Raw genomic sequence first — 1,725 nt, forward strand, 5'->3', positions numbered from 1 at the left:
AGGTGTGCAAGCACCGCAACTACATCACCAAGAAGAACCGCCGCAACGACCCGGACCGCATGGAGCTGAAGAAGTTCTGCCCGAACTGCGGCAAGCACCAGGCGCACCGAGAGACGCGCTAGCCGCGTCACGAGAGCGACTAGGTAGATTTCAGCCGTGCCGTTATCCGAAAGCATCGTCGGGATGCACTACCGCTACCCCGACCATTACGTCGTGGAGCGGGAGAAGATCCGCGAGCACGCCGTCGCCGTGCAGAACGACGACGCCGCGTTCCTCGAGGAGAAGGCCGCGGCCGAGCTGGGCTACGGCGGCCTGCTCGCGCCGCTGACGTTCATCTGCGTTTTCGGGTACAAGGCGCAGACGGCCTTCTTCGAACACGCGAATGTCGCCGTCAAGGACGCGCAGATCGTTCAGGTCGACCAGGTTCTGAAGTTCTATGCCCCGATCGTGGCCGGCGACAAGCTGTACTGCGACGTCTACGTGGATTCGGTGCGGGTGTCGCACGGCACCCAGATCATCGTGACCAAGAACGTCGTCACCAACGAAGCCGGTGACGTCGTGCAGGAGACCTACACGACCTTGGCGGGCCGTGCCGGTGATGATGGAGAAGAGGGATTTTCTGATGCCACTGCGTGAGTTCAGCTCGGTGAAGGTGGGCGACCAGCTCCCCGAGCGGACCTACCCGCTGACCCGTCAGGATCTGGTGAACTACGCGGGCGTCTCGGGCGACCTGAACCCGATCCACTGGGACGACGAGATGGCCAAGGTCGTCGGGCTGGACACCGCGATCGCGCACGGCATGCTGACCATGGGCATCGGCGGCGGGTATGTCACCGCGTGGATCGGTGACCCCGGCGCGGTCACCGAGTACAACGTGCGGTTCACCGCGGTGGTGCCGGTGCCCAACGACGGCAAGGGCGCCGAGCTCGTCTTCAACGGGCGGGTGAAGTCGGTCGACCCGGAGACCAAGTCGATCACCATCGCGTTGACGGCCACCACCGGCGGCAAGAAGATCTTCGGCAGGGCGATCGCGTCCGCAACCCTCGCCTAGGCCATGGCGCTCAAAACAGACATCAGGGGAATGATCTGGCGCTACCCGGACTACTTCGTCGTGGGGCGCGAGCAACTCCGCCAGTTCGCTTTGGCCGTCAAGGACCGCCACCCGGCCCACTACGACGAGGACGCGGCCGCCGAACTCGGCCACGAGGCGATCCTCGCCCCGCTGACGTTCGCGACCATCTTCGCCAAGCTGGTGCAGCTGGATTTCTTCCGGCACGTGGACATCGGCATGGAAACGCTGGTGATCGTCCAGGTCGACCAGCGGTTCGTGTTCGCCAAGCCGATCAAGGCCGGCGACAAGCTGTGGGCCCGGATGGACATCCTGTCGGTCGACGAACGGTTCGGCGCCGACATCGTCGTCACCAAGAACATCTGCACCAACGACGACGGTGAGCTGGTTCTGGAGGCGTACACCACGCTCATGAGCCAGTACGCCGACCAGTCGGAGAACCTGCGATGGGACCCGGAGTCCGGCCAGGTCGTCAGGACGGCGTAATCGGATTTCCTGGGTTTGAGGGGAATCGAGTACACTCGGACGTCGGGGTTTTCCCAGCATCAGCGCGCTTTCCGTGAGTCGAAAGAACGGGGAGCGCGCGTGTCATGTGAGCCCCGGTAGGTAAGCGCAGGTTGGCCTGCCAACCGCGAAGGGGCGTAGCTCAACTGGCA

At 63.9% G+C, this 1,725-nt stretch carries 4 protein-coding genes; all 4 read left to right on the forward strand.

The genetic code is table 11. The features are described 5' to 3' along the window. Positions 1–2 precede the first annotated feature (2 nt). From rpmG to hadC, 4 genes are read left to right on the forward strand one after another with little or no spacing between them, the layout of a single operon-like run. On the forward strand, positions 3–122 hold the full coding sequence (gene rpmG, locus A9X04_RS05545) for a 50S ribosomal protein L33 (RefSeq protein WP_067918514.1): 120 nt from the start codon (positions 3–5) through the stop codon (positions 120–122). Between the two features lie 34 nt (positions 123–156). After that, positions 157–636 carry a (3R)-hydroxyacyl-ACP dehydratase subunit HadA gene (hadA, locus tag A9X04_RS05550; RefSeq protein ID WP_067918516.1) on the forward strand — a complete coding sequence of 160 codons (480 nt, stop codon included), beginning with the start codon at positions 157–159 and terminating at the stop codon, positions 634–636. Beyond that, positions 623–1,051, forward strand: coding sequence for a (3R)-hydroxyacyl-ACP dehydratase subunit HadB (gene hadB / locus A9X04_RS05555; protein WP_067918518.1), 429 nt, complete (start codon positions 623–625; stop codon positions 1,049–1,051). Before hadA ends, hadB begins: the two co-directional genes overlap by 14 nt. Positions 1,052–1,054: 3 nt before the next feature. After that, a complete protein-coding gene (gene hadC / locus A9X04_RS05560) occupies positions 1,055–1,555 on the forward strand; it encodes a (3R)-hydroxyacyl-ACP dehydratase subunit HadC (RefSeq protein WP_067918520.1) in 501 nt (166 codons plus the stop codon). Positions 1,556–1,725: the final 170 nt, after the last annotated feature.

This window comes from Mycobacterium sp. E3247, assembly GCF_001667785.1.
Classification (GTDB): domain Bacteria; phylum Actinomycetota; class Actinomycetes; order Mycobacteriales; family Mycobacteriaceae; genus Mycobacterium.

Excerpts from the sequence above, each read along its gene's own strand:
- hadC (WP_067918520.1), top strand. The coding sequence starts at position 1,055 with ATGGCGCTCAAAACAGACATCAGGGGAATGATCTGGCGCTACCCGGAC.
- hadB (WP_067918518.1), top strand. The coding sequence starts at position 623 with ATGCCACTGCGTGAGTTCAGCTCGGTGAAGGTGGGCGACCAGCTCCCC.